This is a genomic window from Pseudomonas ogarae (assembly GCF_014268695.2).
Taxonomy (GTDB): Bacteria; Pseudomonadota; Gammaproteobacteria; order Pseudomonadales; family Pseudomonadaceae; genus Aquipseudomonas; species Aquipseudomonas kilonensis.
Genome location: NZ_CP077086.1, coordinates 1 through 19,440, shown reverse-complemented (window position 1 = coordinate 19,440; position 19,440 = coordinate 1). Strand labels below are relative to the sequence as shown.

19 protein-coding genes are annotated in these 19,440 nt (G+C 61.3%); 12 read left to right on the top strand and 7 right to left on the bottom strand.

Going from position 1 to position 19,440, the window contains the following annotated elements; genetic code table 11:
• Positions 1–303: 303 nt before the first annotated feature.
• Both rpmB and rpmG read left to right on the top strand, forming a co-directional pair.
• Positions 304–537: a 50S ribosomal protein L28 gene (gene rpmB, locus HU749_RS00095; RefSeq protein ID WP_003177273.1), complete on the top strand. Its 234-nt coding sequence runs from the start codon at positions 304–306 to the stop codon at positions 535–537.
• An 11-nt stretch (positions 538–548) separates the two neighbouring features.
• Entirely contained in the window at positions 549–704 is a 156-nt protein-coding gene (gene rpmG, locus HU749_RS00090) for a 50S ribosomal protein L33 (protein ID WP_003177274.1), read from the top strand.
• A gap of 173 nt (positions 705–877) precedes the next feature.
• On the opposite strand, the gene HU749_RS00085 is transcribed toward rpmG, so the two are convergent.
• Complete coding sequence (locus tag HU749_RS00085; RefSeq protein ID WP_046064464.1) at positions 878–1,240, bottom strand: cupin domain-containing protein; 363 nt, start codon at positions 1,238–1,240, stop codon at positions 878–880.
• Between the two features lie 236 nt (positions 1,241–1,476).
• On the opposite strand from HU749_RS00085, the gene HU749_RS00080 reads away from it, so the two are divergent.
• A complete protein-coding gene (locus HU749_RS00080) occupies positions 1,477–2,970 on the top strand; it encodes an aldehyde dehydrogenase (protein ID WP_014340855.1) in 1,494 nt (497 codons plus the stop codon).
• Positions 2,971–3,249: 279 nt separating this feature from the next.
• On the top strand, positions 3,250–4,392 hold the full coding sequence (locus tag HU749_RS00075) for an MFS transporter (RefSeq protein ID WP_079303050.1): 1,143 nt from the start codon (positions 3,250–3,252) through the stop codon (positions 4,390–4,392).
• A gap of 11 nt (positions 4,393–4,403) precedes the next feature.
• Here HU749_RS00075 and HU749_RS00070 read toward each other — a convergent pair whose 3' ends face one another.
• On the bottom strand, positions 4,404–5,969 hold the full coding sequence (locus HU749_RS00070) for a phospholipase D family protein (RefSeq protein WP_079303049.1): 1,566 nt from the start codon (positions 5,967–5,969) through the stop codon (positions 4,404–4,406).
• Between the two features lie 61 nt (positions 5,970–6,030).
• On the bottom strand, positions 6,031–7,464 hold the full coding sequence (locus HU749_RS00065; RefSeq protein ID WP_046064461.1) for an aminotransferase-like domain-containing protein: 1,434 nt from the start codon (positions 7,462–7,464) through the stop codon (positions 6,031–6,033).
• A gap of 179 nt (positions 7,465–7,643) precedes the next feature.
• On the opposite strand from HU749_RS00065, the gene HU749_RS00060 reads away from it, so the two are divergent.
• A complete protein-coding gene (locus HU749_RS00060; RefSeq protein WP_046064460.1) occupies positions 7,644–7,889 on the top strand; it encodes a DUF1127 domain-containing protein in 246 nt (81 codons plus the stop codon).
• Between the two features lie 53 nt (positions 7,890–7,942).
• On the opposite strand, the gene HU749_RS00055 is transcribed toward HU749_RS00060, so the two are convergent.
• The gene (locus HU749_RS00055) at positions 7,943–9,256 is read right to left on the bottom strand and encodes an NAD(P)/FAD-dependent oxidoreductase (RefSeq protein ID WP_186649366.1); all 1,314 of its coding nucleotides are present in this window, start codon (positions 9,254–9,256) and stop codon (positions 7,943–7,945) included.
• A gap of 145 nt (positions 9,257–9,401) precedes the next feature.
• Between HU749_RS00055 and HU749_RS00050 the strand changes: the two genes are divergently transcribed.
• Positions 9,402–9,755 carry a YkgJ family cysteine cluster protein gene (locus tag HU749_RS00050; RefSeq protein WP_003206850.1) on the top strand — a complete coding sequence of 118 codons (354 nt, stop codon included), beginning with the start codon at positions 9,402–9,404 and terminating at the stop codon, positions 9,753–9,755.
• A 154-nt stretch (positions 9,756–9,909) separates the two neighbouring features.
• On the opposite strand, the gene HU749_RS00045 is transcribed toward HU749_RS00050, so the two are convergent.
• A complete protein-coding gene (locus HU749_RS00045) occupies positions 9,910–10,398 on the bottom strand; it encodes an Lrp/AsnC ligand binding domain-containing protein (RefSeq protein WP_003206849.1) in 489 nt (162 codons plus the stop codon).
• A gap of 155 nt (positions 10,399–10,553) precedes the next feature.
• Between HU749_RS00045 and dadA the strand changes: the two genes are divergently transcribed.
• The 6 genes from dadA to HU749_RS00015 all read left to right on the top strand — a co-directional run bounded on the left by dadA (position 10,554) and on the right by HU749_RS00015 (position 16,684).
• Complete coding sequence (dadA, locus tag HU749_RS00040) at positions 10,554–11,858, top strand: D-amino acid dehydrogenase (RefSeq protein ID WP_024618128.1); 1,305 nt, start codon at positions 10,554–10,556, stop codon at positions 11,856–11,858.
• Positions 11,830–12,183, top strand: coding sequence for a RidA family protein (locus HU749_RS00035; protein ID WP_003206844.1), 354 nt, complete (start codon positions 11,830–11,832; stop codon positions 12,181–12,183). The genes dadA and HU749_RS00035 overlap by 29 nt, the downstream gene beginning before the upstream one ends.
• 97 nt (positions 12,184–12,280) lie before the next feature.
• The gene (gene alr / locus HU749_RS00030) at positions 12,281–13,354 is read left to right on the top strand and encodes an alanine racemase (protein ID WP_186649364.1); all 1,074 of its coding nucleotides are present in this window, start codon (positions 12,281–12,283) and stop codon (positions 13,352–13,354) included.
• Between the two features lie 128 nt (positions 13,355–13,482).
• Positions 13,483–14,031: a cupin domain-containing protein gene (locus HU749_RS00025; protein ID WP_003206841.1), complete on the top strand. Its 549-nt coding sequence runs from the start codon at positions 13,483–13,485 to the stop codon at positions 14,029–14,031.
• A gap of 171 nt (positions 14,032–14,202) precedes the next feature.
• The gene (locus HU749_RS00020) at positions 14,203–14,625 is read left to right on the top strand and encodes a c-type cytochrome (protein ID WP_172436017.1); all 423 of its coding nucleotides are present in this window, start codon (positions 14,203–14,205) and stop codon (positions 14,623–14,625) included.
• 136 nt (positions 14,626–14,761) lie between these two features.
• Positions 14,762–16,684 carry an acetyl-CoA hydrolase/transferase C-terminal domain-containing protein gene (locus HU749_RS00015; RefSeq protein WP_095961887.1) on the top strand — a complete coding sequence of 641 codons (1,923 nt, stop codon included), beginning with the start codon at positions 14,762–14,764 and terminating at the stop codon, positions 16,682–16,684.
• Between the two features lie 118 nt (positions 16,685–16,802).
• Here the strand turns inward: HU749_RS00015 and HU749_RS00010 are convergent, their stop codons facing one another.
• Complete coding sequence (locus HU749_RS00010; RefSeq protein WP_014340844.1) at positions 16,803–17,375, bottom strand: xanthine phosphoribosyltransferase; 573 nt, start codon at positions 17,373–17,375, stop codon at positions 16,803–16,805.
• Positions 17,376–17,430: 55 nt separating this feature from the next.
• On the bottom strand, positions 17,431–19,440 hold the full coding sequence (gene rep / locus HU749_RS00005) for a DNA helicase Rep (RefSeq protein ID WP_014340843.1): 2,010 nt from the start codon (positions 19,438–19,440) through the stop codon (positions 17,431–17,433).

Here is a 19,440-nt window from a genome sequence, read left to right as displayed (position 1 = left end):
AAAAACCGGCGCAAGTGAAAAAAACCTGCGTGCAGCGACGAGCGGTAAGGGGCTGCGCCAGCCTCTGCCCCCGCCGTTCGGGGCGGTTGGGCGAGGATATCCTGCGAAGACAAATCACATCGGCTGTTGTTGCACTGTGGTCTTTCTGGTATAAAGCAGCGCTCTTTTCTAGGGGCCCGGTTCCTTCACTGTAGGTGTAGCCGGTAAGACCCTTAAAGAAACGCGGCGCCTGGCGCCAAATGACTGAGAGATTAAGCGGCCAACCCATGCCGGGTTGGGCATGTGGTTTTAGAGGGCTGAGGCATGTCGAGAGTCTGTCAAGTTACCGGTAAGGGTCCGGTGACTGGGAATAACATTTCCCACGCAAACAACAAAACCCGTCGTCGTTTCCTGCCGAACCTGCAGCATCACCGCTTCTGGGTTGAAGAAGAGAAACGTTTTGTGCGTCTGCGCGTATCTGCCAAGGGCATGCGCATCATCGACAAGCGTGGCATCAGTGTCGTGCTGGCCGAACTTCGTCGCGATGGCAAGGTTTAAGGGAGCTAATCATGCGTGAATTGATTCGTTTGATCTCGAGCGCCGGTACTGGTCACTTCTACACTACCGACAAGAACAAGCGTACTACCCCGGACAAAATCGAGATCAAGAAATATGATCCGGTTGTTCGCAAGCACGTGATCTACAAGGAAGGCAAAATCAAGTAATTGATTTTTCCCTTCTTACGAAAAAGGCCCGTATCGCGAGATACGGGCCTTTTTTGTTGTCCGTGAGGGCCTCATCGCGAGCAAGCTCGCTCCCACACTGGACCCTATGACGCCTGAGATCCCTGTGGGAGCGAGCCTGCTCGCGATGAGGCCAGATCCAGCGACACAAATCTTCAGGCCTTCTGTTCGAACACCACATAGATCTTGCGGCACGGCTCCAGCACTTCCCAAGTACCCTTGAACCCCGCAGGAATCACGAAACGGTCGCCGGCCCGCAGGGTCTTGGCATTGCCATCGTTGTCCCGCAGCACGGAAACACCCTGGACGATCTCGCAGTATTCATGCTCGGTGTAATTGACCGTCCACTGGCCGACGGCGCCTTCCCACACGCCAGCGTTCATTTGCCCGCAGGGGCTGCTGTAGTGGTTGAACACTGTTTGTTCGGGGTCGCCCTTGAACACCTTGGCCGGGTCCGGGCGATAACGTTCGGCGGTGGTATTGGCCTGGCTGAAATCGACGATGTCCTGAATGCTCATGCGGGTGATCCCCAGTGATCGCTTGGAAGGCCTCGAGTCTATGTTTATTAAAACGAACATCGCAAGGCTGTTTGCCAGCGTTGTGTCAAATATATTGAAACATGACCAGCCGCTGGTTTAGGGTGGCGGGTGCCCTATGCCGAAAATAGCGCCGAAAGCAGGCTGGCCCGGGCAGAATTCTTTTGAAGCGCTGCGCACCGCGCGGCGTTCGTACTCAATAAGAGGAGGACACACGCATGACCACCCTGACTCGTGCCGATTGGGAACAACGCGCCCGCGACCTGAAGATCGAAGGCCGCGCCTTCATCAACGGCGAGTACACCGATGCGGTGTCCGGCGAAACCTTCGATTGCCTCAGCCCGGTCGATGGCCGTCTGTTGGGCAAGATCGCCAGCTGTGACGTCGCCGACGCCCAGCGTGCGGTCGAAAACGCCCGTGCCACGTTCAATTCCGGCGTCTGGTCGCGCCTGGCACCGAGCAAGCGCAAGGCCACCATGATTCGTTTCGCCGGCCTGCTCAAGCAGCATGCCGAAGAGCTGGCCCTGCTCGAAACCCTGGACATGGGCAAGCCAATCAGTGATTCCCTGAACATCGACGTTCCCGGCGCGGCCCAAGCCTTGAGCTGGAGCGGCGAAGCCATCGACAAGCTCTACGACGAAGTGGCGGCCACGCCGCACGATCAGTTGGGCCTGGTAACCCGTGAGCCGGTGGGGGTCGTGGGCGCTATCGTGCCGTGGAACTTCCCATTGATGATGGCCTGCTGGAAACTCGGCCCGGCGCTGTCCACCGGTAACTCGGTGGTGCTCAAGCCGTCGGAAAAATCCCCGTTGACCGCTATCCGCATCGCCGCACTGGCGATCGAGGCCGGCATTCCGAAGGGCGTGCTGAACGTGCTGCCAGGCTACGGCCACACCGTTGGCAAGGCTTTGGCCCTGCATATGGACGTCGATACGCTGGTGTTCACCGGCTCTACCAAGATCGCCAAGCAACTGATGATTTACTCCGGCGAATCGAACATGAAGCGCATCTGGCTGGAAGCCGGCGGCAAGAGCCCGAACATCGTGTTCGCCGATGCCCCGGACCTGCAAGCTGCCGCCGAATCCGCCGCCAGCGCCATCGCCTTCAACCAGGGCGAAGTCTGCACCGCCGGCTCGCGGCTGTTGGTGGAACGCTCCATCAAGGACACATTCCTGCCACTGGTGATCGAAGCCCTCAAGGGCTGGAAGCCTGGCAACCCCCTGGACCCGGCCACCAATGTCGGTGCCCTGGTCGATACCCAGCAGATGAACACCGTGCTGTCCTACATCGAGGCGGGGCACAGCGACGGAGCCAAGCTGGTCGCCGGTGGCAAACGCATCCTTGAGGAAACCGGCGGTACGTATGTCGAACCGACGATTTTCGATGGTGTGAGCAACGCCATGAAAATCGCCCAGGAAGAGATTTTCGGCCCGGTGTTGTCGGTCATCGCCTTCGACACTGCCGAGCAGGCCATCGAGATCGCCAACGATACGCCGTACGGCCTGGCCGCAGCGGTATGGACCAAGGACATCTCCAAGGCCCACCTGACCGCCAAGGCCCTGCGTGCCGGCAGCGTATGGGTCAACCAGTACGACGGCGGCGACATGACCGCGCCGTTCGGTGGCTTCAAGCAGTCGGGCAACGGCCGCGACAAGTCGCTGCATGCGTTCGACAAATACACCGAGCTGAAGTCGACCTGGATCAAGCTGTGATCCCTTTTGTGGGGGCGGGCTTGCTCGCGAATGCGGTTAACATTCAACGGCTAAGTTGACTGACATTCCGCTTTCGCGAGCAAGCCCGCTCCCACATTGGTCCAAGATGAGCGGAAGATTGGCGGTCGATACAAATCCCCTGTGGGAGCGAGCCTGCTCGCGATAGCGGTATGACAGTCGACGACTTTGTTGAATGTTGCGCCGCTATCGCGAGCAAGCTCGCTCCCACAGTGTTTTGGGGGATGGCTGAGATTGATAACCCTCCACAGGAGCGTGGGAATGCGTTGGGCGACCTATTTCGCCGTGTTGGCGTCTGTCCTGAGCGTCGGCCTGGCCTTGGGCGTGAGCATGCCGCTGGTGTCGCTGCGCCTGGAGGGCTGGGGCTATGGCTCGTTCGCCATTGGTGTGATGGCCGCCATGCCGGCCGTGGGGGTGTTGCTCGGGGCCAAGGTGTCGAGCCGGTTGGCGGCGCGGTTTGGCACGGCGGCGTTGATGCGCCTGTGCCTGTGGGGCGGCGCGGTGTCCATCGGCCTGCTGGCGCTGCTGCCCAGCTATCCGGTCTGGTTGCTGCTGCGCCTGGTGATTGGCGTGGTCCTGACCCTGGTGTTCATTCTCGGTGAAAGCTGGATCAATCAACTGGTCATTGAAAAATGGCGTGGGCGACTGGTGGCGCTGTACGGCAGCAGCTACGCCCTGAGCCAGTTGTCCGGCCCGTTGCTGCTGGGCGCGCTGGGGACCGATCATGACTACGGGTTCTGGGTGGGCGTCGGTCTGCTGTTGGCCGCGCCCTTGCTGTTACTGGGCCGTAGCGGTGCGCCGAGCAGCGAGGCCGGCAGCGTCACGTTCAGCGATTTGTGGACGTTCTGCCGAGGCTTGCCGGCGATTGCCTGGGCGGTCTCGTTGTTTGCCGCGTTCGAGGCCATGATCCTCACGTTGCTGCCGGTGTATTGCCTGCGCCAGGGCTTCACCGCCGACATCGCGCTGGCGATGGTCAGCACCGTGGTGGTCGGTGATGCCCTGTTGCAGTTGCCCATCGGTGCCCTGGCCGATCGCGTTTCTCGCCGGGCGCTGTTGACGGGCTGTGCGGTGGCGCTGACGTTATCGAGCCTGGCGGTTCCGCTGTTGATCGATACCCTGTTGATCTGGCCGCTGTGGGTGCTGTTCGGTGCCAGTGCTGGTGGTTTGTTCACCTTGTCGTTGATCCTGATCGGCGAGCGTTACCGCGACGATGCGCTGGTGCGGGCCAACGCCCATGTCGCGCAACTGTGGGGCCTTGGTTGCCTGGTCGGCCCACTGGCGGCGGGAGCGGGCAGCCAGTGGATCAGCGGGCATGCGCTGCCTTTGTTCATGGCGGCAGGGGCGTTTGGCCTGGTGATCCTGCTGTTGCGCCAAGGGGCATTCGGGACCACCCAACCCGCTTAAGACCCGCTGGATTACAGCATCCGCTCCAACCCGATCATCATGCTGAACCAGGCATTGAACCGGCGCCACCAACTGCCCGGTTCGCGGTCCAGGTCGTGCGTCTGGCCGTTGTCTTCGGTGGTCCATACAAGCGTTCCATCTTTCAGCCTGGCCTGATAGCTCAGGGCCGGCGCCATGCCCTGCAAGGCCAGTTCACGGACTTGGCCGGAGAGTTCAGGGCTGTCCACCAGCACGCCGACTTCGGTGTTCCACAGCACCGAGCGTGGGTCGAAATTGAACGAGCCGATAAATGATTTCTGCTGGTCGAAGATGATCGCCTTGCTGTGCAGGCTGGAGTCCGATTCGCCGTAGGATTTGCTGTAGAACAGGTGAGGGCTGCCGCCGCTGTCGCCCGGTTGTCGTCGCAGCTCGAACAGGCGCACGCCGTGTTGCAGCAGGGCCTTGCGGTACGGCGCATAGCCGCCGTGGACGGCGGGCACATCGGTGGCTTCCAGGGAGTTGGTCAGCAGGCTCACCGATACGCCGGCATCGGCGCGACTGGTCAGGTACACCAAGCCTGGCTGACCGGGGACGAAGTAGGCGGAAATCATGATCAATTCTTTGCTGACGCCCGTCAGTTCGGGGGCCAGTTGCGTGGTCAGCAACAGCTGTGGGTCGGGCTCGTCCTTGGCCAGCACTTTGCTGGGGGCGTCCCACAGGGCCTTGTTCCAGGCCCAGATCAACTGGTCGCGCCAAGTGTCCAGGCGTGGCTGGGTCTTGTAGGCGGTCAACTGCTGGTAGAGCGCGTGATTTTCCTTGTGGGTCTGCTCCAGGGACTCTTGCAGGCGCAGGCGGCTGTTGGCCAGGTCCTTGGGCGTGGGGCGATGGGACAGGAACTGTTCGATGGGTTTGCTCAGGGCGCTGTTCCAGTACTGGTCAAAGCTGTGCCCCAATTGTTCGGCCACTGGGCCGACGCTGAGCAGGTCGATGTCGGTGAAGTTCAGGTTGGGTTCGGCGTCGAAATACTCATCGCCCAGGTTGCGGCCGCCGACGATGGCCATGCTGTTGTCCGCCAGCCACAGCTTGTTGTGCATCCGCCGATGCTGCAACGACAGGTTGAGCAGGCGCCCGAGGCCACGGGTCACGCCGGTGGCGCGTCCCAGGTGCAGTGGGTTGAACAGGCGGATCTGGATCTGCGGATGAGCGGCGAGGGTCGCGATGATCTGATCAAGGCCATCGCTGGTGGTGTCGTCCAGCAGGATGCGCACGCGCACGCCCCGGTCGGCGGCCTTGAGCAGTTCATCCACCAGCATCCGCGTACTGATGCCGTCATGGACGATGTAGTACTGCAAGTCCAGGCTGCCTTGGGCGTGGCGAATCAACTCGGCCCGGGCGATGAACGCGTCGGTGCTGTCCGACAGCAGCCGAAAGCCCGAGCGCCCTTCATGGGTGGCAGCCTGGGCCTGGACCGAGCGGCCGAACGAGGATTCGGCGGCCGGCAGGGCCTGGGAGGGCTCGCGGGTGACATCAAGACTGGCGCAGCCGCTCAGCAGCGAGACGACTAACAGCAGCGCAGGCAGGATCGGGCTGGATCTCACGTAGGATCGTTCCGCTTGTTCACGTTGATCGGCTGTCGGGTGCTGCTTCCCTGGGTAAAGTTCAGACGATGTCGCGTTGGGTTTCGTTCAACAACGCGATAGCGGCGGTTCCGACCTTGCGTACGGCCTCTTCGATCTGGGCCGTTGGCTTGGCAGCGTAGTTCATACGCAAGCAGTTGCGGTACTTGCCCGATGCCGAAAAGATGCTGCCGACGGCGACCTGCACGCTTTGGTCGAGCAGGACCCGATTGAGCTTCAGCGTGTCGAAGCCGTCTGGCAATTCGACCCACAGCATGAAGCTGCCCCGCGGGCGGCTGGCCCGGGTACCCGGTGGAAAATAACGGCTGACCCAGTCGATCATCACGTCGCGATTACGCTGGTATTGCGTACGCATCCGACGCAAATGGGGTTCGAAATGCCCACCCTTGAGAAATTCGGCAATGGCGATCTGCGGTTGTGGTGCGGTGGAGCCGGTGCTGATGTATTTCATGTGCAGTACCCGCTCCAGATATCGGCCTGGCGCGACCCAGCCAATGCGCAGGCCTGGCGCCAGGGTCTTGGAGAAAGAACTGCAGAGCAGGACGCGGCCGTCTTCATCGAAGGACTTGATGGTACGTGGGCGAGGGTACGTGTAGGCCAACTCGCCATACACATCATCTTCGATGATCGCCACGTCGAAGCGCTGTGCCAGGGTCAGCAGCGCGCGTTTATTGGCGTCGGGCATGATGTAGCCCAGCGGGTTATTGCAGCTGGGGGTCAACTGTATGGCCTTGATCGGCCATTGCTCCAGCGCCAGTTCCAGCGCATCCAGGCTGATGCCGGTGAGCGGGTCGGTGGGGATTTCCAACGCCTTCATGCCCAGGCCCTTGAGGGTTTGCATGGCCCCGTGAAAACTGGGTGAGTCCACCGCGACGATATCGCCTTGTTCGCAGGTGGCGCGGATGCTGACCGACAGGGCCTCATGGCAGCCAGTGGTGACGATCAAGTCGTTGGGCCCCAGCTGGCAGCCGGAGTCCAGCGACAGTCGGGCAATCTGTTCGCGCAACGCGAGATTGCCGTAGATGTTGTCGTAATACAGGCCGGGCATGTCTTGTCGGCGGCTGATCTGCGCCAGGCTGCGCAGCAGCGGTTTCATGGTCGGCGAATGGATATCCGGCATGCCGCGTCCCAGTTGCACCACGTCCGGGCGCGGTACGGCGCGGATCAGCTCCAGCACCTGGTCCCACTGGGAAATATCCACTGGGCGCTGGGCCGGACGGCCTACCACCGGCAGGTCCGGCAGTTCGCGGCCCACGGGGACGAAATAGCCGGACTTGGGTCTCGGCATCGCCAGCCCACTGTCTTCCAGCACGCGATAGGCCTGCTGCACCGTACTCAAGCTGACCCCATGTTCCGTGCTCAATGCCCGCACTGATGGCAGCCGGTCGCCGGGGCGGTAGAAGCCCTGTTCGATGCGGGTACCGAGCAATTCGGCGAGGTTCACGTAGAGGGTCATGGTGCGCTCCCGATGAGATGGACCACTGCAACCGATACAGTTGGGGTGGAAAATGACAATTCAGTGCTGGAAATACCGAATCTGTATGCTCATAAAAATAATGAGTTGAATCTGTATTGCTTTTGACCGTCCGCGCATCATGAAACCTCTGGCTACCCAAGTAAACAGGAGCGATCAAAATGAACGGCTTGAGCGATGTGCGGCTGACGTTACACAGTCAGGAACTGGCGGCAGGGCAGGAGAAGGGGCTGCGCAGCGCGATGTTGCGCAATCCGCCATCCGGCCTGAGCCGTTGGGCCCTGTTCTGGTTTCGTCTGCATACACGCCAAGCCTTGCTGGAACTTACACCCGAACAGTTGCGTGATATCGGGCTGACTCGGGAGCAGGCGCGGGAGGAGGGGCTCAAGCCGTTCTGGCGGCTTTGAAGCGATAAGGAACCTGTGGCGAGGGAGCAAGCTCCCTCGCCACGGTTTTTGAGTTAAACCAACTCTTTCAACCGATGCCACAACATCCCCAGCGCCAACAGCGGCGAGCGCAGGTGCTTGCCGCCAGGGAAGGTCATGTGCGGGACCTGGGCGAACAGATCGAAGCCGCTGCTGTGTTGCCCGCTGATCGCTTCGGCCAACAATTTGCCGGCCAGGTGCGTGGCATTCAGCCCATGGCCGGAATAGGCCTGGGCGTAATACACATTGGGCTGGTCCTTGAGCCGGCCGATCTGCGGCAAACGGTTGGCACCGATGCCAATCATCCCGCCCCATTGATAATCGATTTTCACATCTGCCAGTTGCGGGAAGACCTTGAGCATCTTCGGCCGCATGTACGCGCCGATGTCCTGTGGGTCGCGGCCGGAATAGTGACAGGCCCCACCAAACAGCAAGCGTCGATCCGCTGAAAGCCGGTAGTAATCCAGCGCCACGCGTTGATCGCAGACCGCCATGTTCTGCGGCAACAGCGCCTTTGCCTGGGCCTGGCTCAAGGGTTCGGTGGCGATGATGTAGCTGCCGGCCGGCAGCACTTTGCCGCCCAGTTGCGGATTGAGTCCATTGAGGTAAGCGTTGCAGCCCAGCACCAGCGTCTTGGCGCGGACTGAGCCCTGTTGGGTGTGCACCTTCACTTCAGGGCCGTAGTCGATACGTGTGACCGCCGATTGCTCGAACAGCCTGACCCCCAGTTGCTGCGCGGCGGCGGCTTCGCCCAGGGCCAGGTTCAGCGGATGCAGATGCCCCGAGCCCATGTCGATCAGCCCACCAACGTAGCGATCCGAACCCACGACGCTGTGCATCTCGTTGGCTTGCAGCAGTCGGGTCGGGTGGCGATAACCCAGGCTGCGCAGTTCTTCGGCGTCTTCGGCGAAGCCTTCCAGGTCGCTGGGCTTGTTGGCGAGGTCGCAGTAACCCCAGGTGAGGTCGCACGGGATCTGGAAACGCTCGACGCGCTGTCGGACGATTTCCACGGCCTCAAGGCCCATGAGCTTCATCTGGCGCACGCCCTCGGCACCGATGATCGGCGCAAACTGATCGAGGCCATGGCCTACGCCACGAATCAATTGGCCGCCGTTGCGCCCGCTGGCGCCCCAGCCGATCCGGTGCGCTTCCAGCAGCACCACGCTCATGCCGCGCTCGGCCAGTTCGATCGCCGTGTTCAACCCGGAAAGCCCGCCACCGACGACGCAGACATCCGCCAGCAATTCACCCTGCAGCAGCGGATGGTCCGGTTGCGGCAGGCTGCTGGCGGCGTAATAAGAGGCGGCGTGCGCGTGGCTCGGGACAGGTTGCTGAACACGGGCGTTCATGTGCGTAATCCTGATTTTTGTGTTTGAGAAATTTTACGGAGCATAAGCTGGCGATTCCTTACTGGGCAACACCGGTCGGCTGGCGCTGTCTGGTGCGCGGCTTTTAAGGCAGAATCCTGGACCGTCTCCTTCGGTAACCGCCTCGATGAGCTGCAACAGTCAAAAAATCCGTACGCTACGCCAGCAGATTCCCTCGTTCGAGTGCGTACCGGGCTGCCATGACTGCTGTGGTCCGGTGACTACCTCGCCCGAGGAAATGGCCCGCTTGCCCCGCAAGACCCGCGCCGAACAGGACGCGGCCATGGAAGCGCTCGACTGCGTGCACCTGGGGCCCAACGGTTGCACCGTCTACGACGAGCGCCCGCTGATCTGCCGGCTGTTCGGCACCACGGCGACCTTGCCGTGTCCCAATGGCCGGCGACCGGTGGAACTGATTCATCCGCGGGTCGAGAAGCAGATTCATGAATACATGGCCAGCACTCGGCAGGTGTTGGTCTAGCGGTCTGAAATACCGAGTCGCAGCTTTCGCGAGCAGGCTCGCTCCCACAATGGATCTCCGTTGCCCACAAGAAGGTATTCACCACCGCACGATGTGGGAGCGAGCCTGCTCGCGAAAGCGGCCGTCCAGACGCCCCTTGCCTTGGAGACCGTCATCAATCCGGAATCGGCAGGTTCAAGCTCTCCTTCACCTCTTCCATCACGATGTAGCTCTTGGATTCGCGCACATGGGGCAGCTTGAGCAGGATGTCCCCCAGCAGCTTGCGGTACGAAGCCATCTCCGAAATCCGTGCTTTCACCAGGTAGTCGAAGTCCCCTGACACCAGGTGACATTCCAGCACGTGAGGCAGTTTCAGCACGGCGCGTCGGAACTCTTCGAACGTGTCGCCGGATTTGTAGTCGAGGCTGATCTCGACAAACACCAGCAGGCTACCCTTCAAGTGCTGCGGATTGAGCCGGGCGTTGTAGCCCATGATGATGCCCTCGCGCTCCAGGCGCCGTACCCGCTCGGTGCAGGGCGTGGTGGAGAGGCCGACCTTTTCCCCCAGCTCGGTGAAGGAGATGCGCCCGTCCGCCTGGAGAATGCGCAGGATATTGCGGTCGATCTTGTCCAGCTCACGTTTGGTCTGGGTGTTGGTACGCACAGGTGATGCGCCTCCGTGAAAAGGGTTTTTGCCGAGAATTCTCGCCAAATATAGGCGTTTATATAGTGAAAAGCACTGGCTAATCTTTTTTACACTGCGACCATCAAAGCTATGTACAACAAACGTCAGCGGTTATCCGCGATGAGGGCATCAACATGCGCGTTCTGGTCTTGGGTAGCGGCGTCATCGGTACCGTCAGTGCTTATTATCTGGCCCGTGCCGGGTTTGAAGTGGTGGTGGTCGACCGTCAGCCGGCGCCGGCCATGGAAACCAGTTTCGCCAACGCCGGCCAGGTGTCGCCGGGTTATGCCTCACCGTGGGCCGCACCGGGCGTACCGCTCAAGGCCATCAAGTGGCTGCTGCAGCGCCACGCGCCGCTGGCGATCAAGGCCACTGCCGACATTGACCAATACCTGTGGATGGCACAGATGCTGCGCAACTGCACCGCCAGCCGCTATGCCATCAACAAGGAGCGCATGGTGCGCCTGTCCGAGTACAGCCGTGACTGCCTCGACGAGCTGCGCGCCGAAACCGGCATAGCCTACGAGGGCCGTAGCCTGGGGACCACCCAGCTGTTCCGCACCCAGGCCCAGCTCGATGGCGCGGCAAAAGACATCGCCGTGCTGAAAGAGTCGGGTGTGCCGTTCGAAGTACTCGACCGCGAGGGCATTGCCCGGGTTGAACCGGCCCTGGCGAATGTCACCGACATCCTGGCCGGCGCCCTGCGCCTGCCCAACGACCAGACCGGCGACTGTCAGATGTTTACCACGCGCCTGGCGGAAATGGCCGAGAAGCTCGGTGTGCAATTCCGCTTCGGCCAGGATATCCAGCGCCTGGACTTCGCCGGTGATCGCATCAACGGCGTCTGGATCGACGGCAAGCTGGAAACCGCCGACCGCTACGTCCTCGCCCTGGGCAGCTATTCGCCACAACTGCTCAAGCCTCTCGGGATCCGTGCACCGGTGTATCCGCTCAAGGGCTACTCCCTGACCGTACCGATCACCAACCCGGCGATGGCGCCGACTTCGACCATTCTCGACGAAACCTACAAGGTCGCGATCACCCGGTTCGACAACCGCATTCGGGTGGGCGGCATGGCGGAAATCGCCGGTTTTGACCTGTCCCTAAACCCGCGCCGGCGCGAAACCCTGGAGATGATCGTCAACGACCTTTATCCTCAGGGCGGCGACCTGGCCCAGGCCAGTTTCTGGACCGGCTTGCGCCCGACCACCCCGGATGGCACGCCAATCGTGGGGGCTACACCCTTCAAGAATCTGTTCCTGAACACCGGCCATGGCACCCTCGGATGGACCATGGCGTGTGGTTCCGGTCGCCTGTTGGCCGACCTGATGGCGAAGAAAAAGCCGCAGATCAGCGCCGAAGGCCTCGATATTTCCCGTTATGGCAGCAAACACCAGGAGTCTGCAAAACATGTCAATCCAGCGCCAGCTCACCAATGACCGCATGAGCCAGGTTGTCGTGCACAACGGCACCGTTTACCTGGCCGGGCAGGTCGGCGACGACATGAACGCCGGTATCGAACAGCAGACCCGCGAAAGCCTGGCCAATATCGAGCGCTTGCTGGACCTGGCCGGGACCGACAAGAATCGTTTGCTGTCGGTGACGATTTACCTGAAAGACATCGAGGCCCACTTCGAAGGCATGAACGCAGTCTGGGACAAATGGTTGCCCAAGGGCGTCGCCCCGGCCCGTGCCACGGTGGAAGCCAAGTTGTGCGAGCCGGAGATACTGGTGGAGCTGTCCGTCGTGGCCGCGTTGCCTTAAATACCGGCCCAAACGATCCCTCTCCCGGTGCTGTTGGTGGTTCATGCTGTCAGCCAGCACCGGTTTTTTATTCATGACCGCCTAGAAGCCTGCCGCCATGCGTCCTGCCCGTGCCCTGATCGATCTCCAAGCCCTGCGTCACAACTACCAATTGGCCCGCGAAGTCACGGGGGCCAAGGCCCTTGCGGTGATCAAGGCCGACGCCTACGGGCATGGCGCGGTGCGTTGCGCCGAGGCGCTGCAGGACACGGCGGACGGGTTCGCCGTCGCCTGCATCGAAGAAGCCCTGGAACTGCGGGCCGCTGGGATCCGTGGGCCGGTCCTGCTGCTGGAGGGTTTTTTCGAGGCCAGCGAGCTGCCGTTGATTGTCGAGCACGATTTCTGGTGCGTGGTGCATTCGTTGTGGCAGCTCGAAGCGATTGAACAAGCCGCGCTGAGCCAGCCGATCACGGTCTGGCTCAAGCTCGATTCCGGCATGCACCGGGTCGGCCTGCATCCGACGGATTACCAGGCGGCCTACCGTCGCCTGCTCGCCAGCGGCAAGGTGGCGAAGATCGTCTTGATGAGCCACTTCGCCCGTGCCGATGAACTGCACGATCCCAGCAGCACTGAGCAACTGGCGATATTCGACAAGGCCCGCCAGGGCCTGGTGGCGCAGATCAGCCTGCGCAACTCACCGGCTGTGCTGGGCTGGCCGCAGATACCCAGCGACTGGGTGCGCCCGGGCATCATGCTCTACGGGGCTACGCCCTTTGACGAACCCAACGCCGTCGCCTCGCGCCTGCAACCGGTGATGACCCTGGAGTCGAAGATCATCTGCGTGCGCGAATTGCCCGCTGGCGAACCGGTGGGCTACGGTGCCCGTTTTGTGACCACGCAACCGACCCGGGTCGGCGTGGTCGCCATGGGGTATGCCGACGGCTACCCACGCCAGGCGCCCACCGGTACGCCGGTGCTGGTGGATGGGCAGCGCAGCCAACTGGTCGGACGGGTGTCGATGGACATGCTCTGTGTCGACTTGACCGATATCCCTCAGGCCGGGATCGGCTCGACCGTGGAGTTGTGGGGCAAGAACATCCTGGCCAGCGATGTCGCCAAGGCCGCCGACACGATCCCCTATCAGATTTTCTGCAATCTGCGACGGGTGCCACGGCTCTATTCCGGGCATTGACGCGCGGCGCCAGCTACCGAAAGTCGCTTCACCGCACAGGATTCGAGTCAAAGTGTTGTAAATACTGAACGCTGTCGCCATGATAACGCTCACTTTCCTCACAACCTGATTCCCTGGAGGCTCCAGCATTGGACGTCGGTGAACGACTGCAATCCATTCGTAAACTCAAAGGCCTTTCCCAGCGTGAACTCGCCAAGCGCGCGGGCGTCACCAACAGCACTATTTCGATGATCGAGAAGAACAGCGTCAGCCCCTCGATCAGCTCGCTGCGTAAGGTCCTTGGCGGGATTCCCATGTCCATGGTCGAGTTTTTCTCCGAAGAAATCCTTCAGGAGAAACCGACCCAGATCGTCTATAAAGCCAACGAACTGATCGACATCTCCGACGGCGCCGTGACCATGAAGCTGGTGGGCAGGGCACACCCGAGCCGGGCGATCGCCTTCCTCAACGAAATCTATCCGCCCGGTGCCGACACCGGTGAAGAGATGCTCACCCATGAGGGCGAGGAAACCGGGATCCTGGTGGAAGGGCGGCTGGAACTGGTGGTGGGTGTCGAAACCTTCGTGCTCGAAGCCGGCGACAGCTACTATTTCGAAAGCACCAAGCCCCACCGTTTCCGTAATCCGTTCGACGTGCCGGCGCGACTGATCAGCGCAGCCACACCGGCCAATTTCTAGAAAAAGCGGCGCCGGCCCTATACGGCCAAGGCGCCCAGGGAAGGCACCGTCATCGCAAACAAGACCCTTGCGACTTTGGGGTTGTTTCAGTGTGACGGGCTTACCGCTATACTTGCGCCCGCCTGCAAACCGTGGCCGCAGGCGTGACTAGCCACCATTGAGGGTGTACGCGTGAACCTAATTATGAAAATGCTGGCTGCACCAGCAACCGTATTGGCCCTATGGGCTGCGAGCGCTCAAGCTGCGCCCAACGACGAAATCGCCAAGCGCCTTGAACCCGTCGGCCAGGTCTGCGTCCAGGGCAAGGAATGCAAGGGTATGGAAGTCGTGGCCTCGGCTGGCGGCGGGGCTGCCAAGACGCCGAAAGACGTGATTGCAAAACACTGCAACGCTTGCCATGGCACCGGCCTGCTGAATGCTCCGAAGATCGGCGACGCAGCAGCGTGGGGTGAACGTTCCAAGAAAGAAGGCGGCCTTGATGGGCTGCTTGCCAAAGCGATCTCTGGCATCAATGCCATGCCGCCAAAAGGCACCTGCGCCGATTGCTCGGATGACGACCTCAAGGGCGCCATCAAAGAGATGTCCGGCCTGTAATACGCCGATATCTTGCGCAAAAAAGCCGCTTACGAGCGGCTTTTTTGTGCCTGGGTTTTTTCCAGGGCTGTTCATCGCAACCAAGACCCGGCAAGCTCGGTCCAACCCACATTCATGGAATGTCCAGGAGGGTCCGATGGTGCAGTTGTGTTCAATCGAACAGGCGGTGGATGACGTGCTCGAGCGTCTGCCCGCGCATATTCATCTCGGCATGCCCCTGGGGTTGGGCAAACCCAACCTGTTCGCCAACGCGCTGTACCGGCGCATCGCACAACTGCCCGAGCGACAGCTGACGATCTACACGGCCTTGAGCCTGGGCCGGCCAAACCTGGGCGACGGTCTGCAGAAGCGCTTCCTCGAACCCTTTATCGAACGGGTCTTCGGTGATTACCCCGAGCTGGATTACCTGGCCGATCTGCATCACGACAGCCTGCCGGCCAACATACGGGTCGAGCAGTTTTTCATGCAGCCCGGCAGTCTGCTACACAGCGCGTCGGCCCAGCAGAACTACGTCAGCAGCAACTACAGCCACGCGGCCCGGGACATCAACGCTGCCGGCTTGAACCTGGTGGCGCAGTTGGTGGCGAGCGAGCCCCAGCACCCGGATCGCCTGAGCCTGAGCTGCAACCCGGATATCACCCTCGACCTGCTGCCGATGATCGCCAAGCGGCGCGCGGCCGGAGAGACCATCCTTCTGGTCGGCCAGGTGCACAACGATTTGCCGTACATGCCGGGCGACGCGGAAGTCGGTATCGACGCTTTCGACCTGTTGATCGACGAGAAGGACAGCCACACGTTGTTTTCCACGCCGAACATGCCGGTGGGTTTCCAGGATCATCTGATCGGTCTGCACGCCAGTACCCTGGTGCGCGACGGCGGGACGCTGCAGATCGGCATCGGCGCCATGGGCGATGCCTTGACGGCAGCGCTGTTGGCGCGCCAGGCCGATAATGCCGGTTACCAGGCGTTGCTGGCGGACCTGAACCTTAGCCAGTGGGCGCAACTGATCGAGCGCGAGGGCGGAGTCGAGCCCTTTGCCAAAGGGCTGTACGGTTGCAGTGAAATGTTCGTCAACGGTTTGTTGGTGCTGGCCGAGGCTGGAATTGTCCGGCGCAAGGTCTACCCCGACGTTCCGACCCAGGAACGGGCCAACGCCGGCACCCTCGACGAGGCCGCGCAACCTGACGGCATCTGCATACACGGCGGATTTTTCCTCGGGCCGCGCAGTTTTTATGAACGCCTGCGCGAGTTGCCGCCAAGCCGTCTGCTCGAATTCAACATGACGCGCATCAGTTACATCAACGAGCTGTACGGCCAGGAACAGCTCAAGCGCCTGCAGCGCCTCGACGCCCGTTTCATCAACACGGTCTTCACCATGACCCTGATGGGGGCTGGGGTGGCCGATCAGTTGGCAGACGGGCGGGTGCTCAGCGGTGTGGGCGGGCAGTACAACTTCGTTGCCCAGGCGCATGCACTGGAGGGCGGACGCTCGATCCTGCTGCTGCGCAGTTGGCGTGAGGCCGGGGGCGAGATCAGCTCGAACATCGTCTGGGAATACGGTCATTGCACGATTCCCCGGCACCTGCGCGACATCGTGGTGACCGAGTACGGCATCGCCGACCTGCGAGGCAAGACCGACGCTGTGGTGATCGAGGCGTTGCTGAATATCAGCGATTCACGCTTCCAGCCCGGGTTGATCGAGCAGGCGCAAAGTGCCGGCAAGTTGCCGAAGGATTTCCGCCTCGACCCGCGCTTCGCCGACAACACATCGGAACGCTTGCAGGCGATCCAGGCACGCCATCCGAACCTGTTTCCCGAATACCCCCTGGGGTGTGATTTCGATGAGGTCGAGCGGGATCTGTTGCGGGCGCTGAACTGGCTCAAGAGCAAGTTCAAGCTCACCGAGATCCTGGAGCTGGGCAAAGCCGCGCTCGATGCGCCGCAGGCCTGGGAGTTTGCCGGGCATCTGGAACGGATGCAGTTGGCCAGCCCTGAAGGGCTGAAGGAGGAGTTGTTTCAGCGGTTGTTGCTGGCGGGGCTTAAGGCGACTGCGCCATAAAGGCGTGCACCTTCCCCTGTGGGAGCGAGCTTGCTCGCGATAGCGGTGTATCTGTTCCACCAAATGTCTCTGACAGACCGCTATCGCGAGCAAGCTCGCTCCCACAGTAGGCACAGGGTCAGTCGATGAAGGTCACGACCCCGCCAGCCAGGGATTGCACCCGGGCCAACGACTCGACGCGATAGCCCTGGGCATCCAGTTCCGCACGGCCGCCCTGGAATGACTTCTCGATCACGATCCCCAGCCCGGCGACGGTGGCGCCGGCCTGCTTGATGATGGAGATTAGCGCCTGGGAGGCTTTGCCGTTGGCCAGGAAGTCATCGATGATCAGCACTCGGTCGCTGCTGGTCAGGTGACGCGGGCTGATGGCGACGGTGCTTTCGGTTTTCTTGGTGAACGAATACACGGTGGCCGACAGCAGGTTTTCCGTCAGGGTCAGGGACTGTTGCTTGCGGGCGAAGATCACCGGTACGCCCAGGTTCAGCCCGGTCATGATCGCCGGGGCAATCCCTGAGGCTTCGATGGTGACGATCTTGGTGATGCCCGAGTCCTTGAACAGCGCGGCGAATTCGTCGCCGATCAGCTTCATCAATTGCGGGTCGATCTGGTGGTTGAGAAATGCATCAACCTTCAGGACCTGGTCGGACAGCACGATGCCTTGTTCACGAATTTTCTGGTGCAGGGCTTCCATGAAGCCTCCTCTGGTGACGCGTCAGCGCCTGAAGTCGGTAAAAAAGTAGTCGATTCTAGCGCTTTAACATCGCGCGTATATCCGCCAGGGCGCTGTTGCCGCGAACGACTTTGACTTCCGTCGGCGTGTCGTCGTTGCCTTCCCAGGCCAGATCGTCCGGCGGCAGTTCATCGAGAAAGCGGCTGGGGGCGCAGTCGATCACTTCGCCGTATTGCTTGCGCTTGGCGGCGAAGGTGAAGGCCAGCGTCTGACGGGCCCGGGTAATCCCGACGTAGGCCAGGCGCCGTTCTTCCTCGATGGTGTCGGCCTCGATGCTGGAGCGGTGCGGCAGGATTTCTTCTTCCATGCCCATGATGAACACGTAGGGGAATTCCAGGCCCTTGGAGGCGTGCAGCGTCATCATCTGCACACCTTCGGCGCCGTCTTCCTCTTCCTGCTGGCGCTCGAGCATGTCGCGCAGCACGAGTTTGCCGATGGCGTCCTCGACCGTCATGTCGCCGTCTTCGTCTTTTTCCAGGGTGTTCTTCAACGCCTCGATCAGGAACCAGACGTTGCTCATGCGGTAGTCGGCAGCCTTGTCGCTGGAGCTGTTGGTGCGCAGCCAGTTCTCGTAGTCGATGTCCATCACCATGCTGCGCAGTGCTGAAATCGGATCTTCCCCGGCGCACTGTTCGCGAACCTTGTCCATGAAGCGCTTGAAGCGTGCCAGGCGGTCGGTGAAGCGGCTGTCCAGATGTTCGCCCAGGCCGATTTCATCGGTGGCGGCGTACATCGAGATCTTGCGTTCGGTGGCGTAGTTGCCGAGTTTTTCCAGGGTGGTCGAACCGATTTCCCGGCGCGGCACGTTGATCACCCGCAGGAAGGCGTTGTCGTCGTCCGGGTTCACGATCAGGCGGAAGTAGGCCATCAGGTCCTTCACTTCCTGGCGTCCGAAAAAGCTGTTGCCCCCCGACAGGCGATAAGGGATCTGGTGATGCTGCAGTTTCAGCTCGATCAGCTTGGCCTGGTAGTTGCCGCGGTACAGGATCGCAAAATCGCTGTACGGCCGGTCGGTGCGCAGGTGCAGGCTGAGGATTTCCATGGCCACGCGCTCGGCTTCGGCGTCTTCGTTGCGGCAACGGATCACGCGGATCTCGTCGCCGTGGCCCATCTCGCTCCACAGTTGCTTTTCGAACTCGTGGGGGTTGTTGGAAATCAACACGTTGGCACAGCGCAGGATGCGGCTGGTGGAGCGGTAGTTCTGCTCCAGCATCACCACTTTGAGCGACGGGTAGTCTTCCTTGAGCAACATCAGGTTTTCCGGCCGCGCGCCGCGCCAGGCATAGATCGACTGATCGTCGTCGCCTACCACGGTGAACTGGTTGCGCGTACCGATCAGCAGCTTCACCAGCAAATACTGGCTGGCGTTGGTGTCCTGGTATTCGTCCACGAGCAGGTAGCGGACCTTGTTCTGCCATTTCTCGAGAATGTCGGCGTGGTCCTGGAACAGCTTGACCGGCAACAGGATCAGGTCGTCGAAGTCCACCGCGTTGAACGCCTTGAGCGTGCGCTGGTAGTGGGTGTAGACGATGGCGGCGGTCTGCTCCTTGGGGTTGCGGGCGTTTTCCAGGGCCTCGGGCGGCAGGATCAGGTCGTTTTTCCAGGCGCCGATCATGTTCTTGATCTCATCCACGCCGTCGTCGCCTGAGTATTCCTTCTGCATGATGTCGGTCATCAGGGCCTTGACGTCGGTCTCGTCGAAAATCGAGAAGCCGGGTTTGTAGCCCAGCCGCGCGTGTTCCTTGCGGATGATGTTCAAGCCCAGGTTGTGGAAGGTGCAGACCGTCAGGCCGCGGCCTTCGCCGGCGCGCAGCAGGCCGCCGACCCGCTCCTTCATTTCCCGGGCGGCCTTGTTGGTGAAGGTCATGGCGACGATGTACTGGGCGCGGATGCCACAATTCTGGACCAGGTGCGCGATCTTGCGGGTGATTACGCTGGTCTTGCCGGAGCCTGCACCGGCGAGCACCAAAAGAGGGCCGCCGACATAGTTCACGGCTTCTTGCTGCCGGGGATTGAGTCGGGACAT

What these genes read in the sequence shown, in the direction of transcription:
- rpmB (WP_003177273.1), top strand. Translation starts at nt 304, where the DNA reads ATGTCGAGAGTCTGTCAAGTTACCGGTAAGGGTCCGGTGACTGGGAAT.
- rpmG (WP_003177274.1), top strand. Translation starts at nt 549, where the DNA reads ATGCGTGAATTGATTCGTTTGATCTCGAGCGCCGGTACTGGTCACTTC.
- HU749_RS00085 (WP_046064464.1), bottom strand. Translation starts at nt 1,240, where the DNA reads ATGAGCATTCAGGACATCGTCGATTTCAGCCAGGCCAATACCACCGCC.
- HU749_RS00080 (WP_014340855.1), top strand. Translation starts at nt 1,477, where the DNA reads ATGACCACCCTGACTCGTGCCGATTGGGAACAACGCGCCCGCGACCTG.
- HU749_RS00075 (WP_079303050.1), top strand. Translation starts at nt 3,250, where the DNA reads ATGCGTTGGGCGACCTATTTCGCCGTGTTGGCGTCTGTCCTGAGCGTC.
- HU749_RS00065 (WP_046064461.1), bottom strand. Translation starts at nt 7,464, where the DNA reads ATGACCCTCTACGTGAACCTCGCCGAATTGCTCGGTACCCGCATCGAA.
- HU749_RS00060 (WP_046064460.1), top strand. Translation starts at nt 7,644, where the DNA reads ATGAACGGCTTGAGCGATGTGCGGCTGACGTTACACAGTCAGGAACTG.
- HU749_RS00055 (WP_186649366.1), bottom strand. Translation starts at nt 9,256, where the DNA reads ATGAACGCCCGTGTTCAGCAACCTGTCCCGAGCCACGCGCACGCCGCC.
- HU749_RS00050 (WP_003206850.1), top strand. Translation starts at nt 9,402, where the DNA reads ATGAGCTGCAACAGTCAAAAAATCCGTACGCTACGCCAGCAGATTCCC.
- dadA (WP_024618128.1), top strand. Translation starts at nt 10,554, where the DNA reads ATGCGCGTTCTGGTCTTGGGTAGCGGCGTCATCGGTACCGTCAGTGCT.
- HU749_RS00035 (WP_003206844.1), top strand. Translation starts at nt 11,830, where the DNA reads ATGTCAATCCAGCGCCAGCTCACCAATGACCGCATGAGCCAGGTTGTC.
- alr (WP_186649364.1), top strand. Translation starts at nt 12,281, where the DNA reads ATGCGTCCTGCCCGTGCCCTGATCGATCTCCAAGCCCTGCGTCACAAC.
- HU749_RS00015 (WP_095961887.1), top strand. Translation starts at nt 14,762, where the DNA reads ATGGTGCAGTTGTGTTCAATCGAACAGGCGGTGGATGACGTGCTCGAG.
- HU749_RS00010 (WP_014340844.1), bottom strand. Translation starts at nt 17,375, where the DNA reads ATGGAAGCCCTGCACCAGAAAATTCGTGAACAAGGCATCGTGCTGTCC.
- rep (WP_014340843.1), bottom strand. Translation starts at nt 19,440, where the DNA reads ATGTCCCGACTCAATCCCCGGCAGCAAGAAGCCGTGAACTATGTCGGC.